Annotated in this window: 2 protein-coding genes; both read left to right on the top strand. The window is 40.1% G+C overall.

What is annotated here, in order from left to right; all coding sequences use genetic code 11:
• Positions 1-496: 496 nt before the first annotated feature.
• On the top strand, positions 497-1,759 hold the full coding sequence (locus Xinn_RS07660) for a tyrosine-type recombinase/integrase (RefSeq protein ID WP_086956843.1): 1,263 nt from the start codon (positions 497-499) through the stop codon (positions 1,757-1,759).
• A gap of 300 nt (positions 1,760-2,059) precedes the next feature.
• Positions 2,060-2,272 (top strand): helix-turn-helix transcriptional regulator, encoded by a 213-nt coding sequence (locus Xinn_RS07655; protein ID WP_038188287.1) that lies wholly within the window; start codon positions 2,060-2,062, stop codon positions 2,270-2,272.
• The last annotated feature ends 262 nt before the right edge of the window (positions 2,273-2,534 follow it).

The raw sequence follows: 2,534 nt of genomic DNA, 5'->3' as shown, positions 1-2,534 counted from the left end.
ATTGACTGCTGGCGCTTTCCACATAAAAAATTAGGGGTATCTGATGGTCATTGAAACGGTGTGCTAATTAACCATAAAACTTAATGGTTTTCAAGCTCGTTTGATGAGGTTATCAAATGCAGAATGTACCACTAGTCCCTTATGTTTAACCCCTCAATTTTTTCACTATATTCGGCTTTTCTCCTCCATAACCTATTGAAATCATTAGTGCGAAAAATCACGGATATAGTGAAAATTTTACGTAACCAACTGATTTTAAACATAAGTACACAGAATTTAAAATCCCTCGGCTGTAAGGCTGTGCGGGTTCAAGTCCCGCCCTGGGCACCAAACATAAGTTTACTAACGTCTACTCTAGTAAACTAACTCCTAGAAAGACCTGATAAATCAATCAGGTCTTTTCTTTTTATGTCTACTTTAGTCCATTGCAATCAACATGCACCACGGGGCATAATCTGGGGCACCTACACTTCTATTTTTAAATGTGCCCCTAAAAATGAAACTAAACGCACGGCAAATCGAAGCAGCAAAACCCAAAGAAAAAACCTACAAACTCGCTGATGGTGGCGGACTCTATTTGGAGATCACCTCACGCGGCTCTAAATACTGGCGGATGAAGTATCGCCGCCCTACCGATAAGAAAGAAGACCGATTGGCTTTTGGTGTTTATCCTATAGTATCTTTAGCTGATGCAAGAGCTAAACGGGATGAAGCCAAAAAACTTATAGCCCAAGGCTCTGACCCCAAAGCAGAGAAAAAAGGGGCACAAGCAGAATCAAAAGGGGCACCTCCCTTTGAACAAGTTGCCCGTGAATGGCACGCCAGCAATAAGCGATGGAGTGAAGATCACAGCAACCGTATTCTGCGCAGCCTTGAACATTATATTTTTCCTCACATTGGCAAGCTCGATATCTCTACTTTAAGAACAAGCCAACTTTTAGCGCCTATCAAATCCGTTGATGCCGATGGCAAACACGACATCGCTCAGCGATTACAGCAACGTGTTACTTCCATCATGCGGTATGCTGTCCAGAATGATATTCTTGAATCTAATCCTGCAACTGATATGTCTGGCGCACTTTCCACAGTAAAAGCTAAACACCACCCCGCTCTCCCTCACGAACGCTTACCTGAATTCCTTACCCGGCTTTCTCACTATCGCGGGCGCTTAATTACCCAAATTGCTGTAGAACTGACTTTATTAACGTTTGTCCGTTCCAGTGAGTTGAGATTTGCCCGTTGGGAAGAACTTGATCTTAAAAATGCTGTCTGGAAAATTCCCGCCACAAGAAAACCCATTGAAGGCGTAAAATTCTCCGAACGTGGCATGAAAATGAAAACTGAGCATATTGTGCCGCTGAGTCGTCAAGCGGTATCTCTCTTTAAAACCTTACAGGGTTTGAGTGGAGAATGTGAGGTGATGTTTCCTCATGACCATAATCCGGCAAAAGTCATGAGCGAAAGTACCGTAAATAATGCCTTACGCGGTATGGGCTATGACACCAAAACAGAAGTTTGTGGTCACGGATTTAGAACAATGGCGCGTGGTGCGATGGGCGAATCGGGATTATGGAACGATGACGCAATAGAACGCCAGTTAAGCCATGTGGAAAGAAAAAACGTCCGCGCTGCGTATATTCATACATCTAAGCATCTGGACGAACGGCGGCTGATGGTTCAATGGTGGGCTGATTATCTGGACGCAAATAGAAAAAAATATATAACTCCGTATGACTTTGCTAAAAAACGTCGGAAATAATTTCATCTGGAACTATATATTGCGTATCTGAGACATCAGGTAAATATAATATCTTATTAAGGTGTACTGGCTAATTTTATACCAGTCCGTAGTATCGTTACGGGCTGGTATATTTTCCATCGTTAGTTTTTTATAACTAAAAATAGTTAATAATCAAAATAATAAGATGTAACACACTCTTTGTATGAAACGGATTACTATTCTTATGTGATGATCTCACATCTAAACTTCGATTTAATTATCCCCGTTCTAATAACGTCTAGAAACATCAAATATAGATAAGTTAACAGGGAAAACCACATGTCAATAATTACCACACCTAAAGAAAGTCTTATTCGTTTATCAGAAGTTCAACGCAGAACAGGTTATAGCAAAGCGTGGATCTATAGACTTATCGGAGAAGATAAATTCCCGAAACAAATTAAAATTGGCACTCGCTCAGTTGCTTTTCTTGAATCAGAAGTTGATGGCTGGATAGCTCAACGCATTTCTGAATCTCGCGGTGAAATGTAATAGAAAATATATTTTCAGCATAACCAAAAAGCACAAAAATAAAAAAATTATGAACAATAAAAATACGGATAATAACCGTTACGGATACCCTTACGTCAAAAATCAGGAAAGCGATATTTTAATTATCGATACAGAAATTAATTGGGCTGAAAAAGAAAAGGATCTTGGATTCGACTAATAAGTGCAATTTCTAAGAAAGGCGGTCAGTTGCTATAGTAGGCATCTTTCTCGCCAAAGGAAAATGCACTATGACCTATACACA

Origin of the sequence: Xenorhabdus innexi, assembly GCF_002632485.1 — a bacterium.
GTDB classification, from domain to species: Bacteria; Pseudomonadota; Gammaproteobacteria; order Enterobacterales; family Enterobacteriaceae; genus Xenorhabdus; species Xenorhabdus innexi.
Note: the sequence above shows the minus strand (reverse complement) of the source record. Positions and strands in the feature narration are given on the sequence as shown.

Excerpts from the sequence above, each read along its gene's own strand:
- Xinn_RS07660 (WP_086956843.1), top strand. The coding sequence starts at position 497 with ATGAAACTAAACGCACGGCAAATCGAAGCAGCAAAACCCAAAGAAAAA.
- Xinn_RS07655 (WP_038188287.1), top strand. The coding sequence starts at position 2,060 with ATGTCAATAATTACCACACCTAAAGAAAGTCTTATTCGTTTATCAGAA.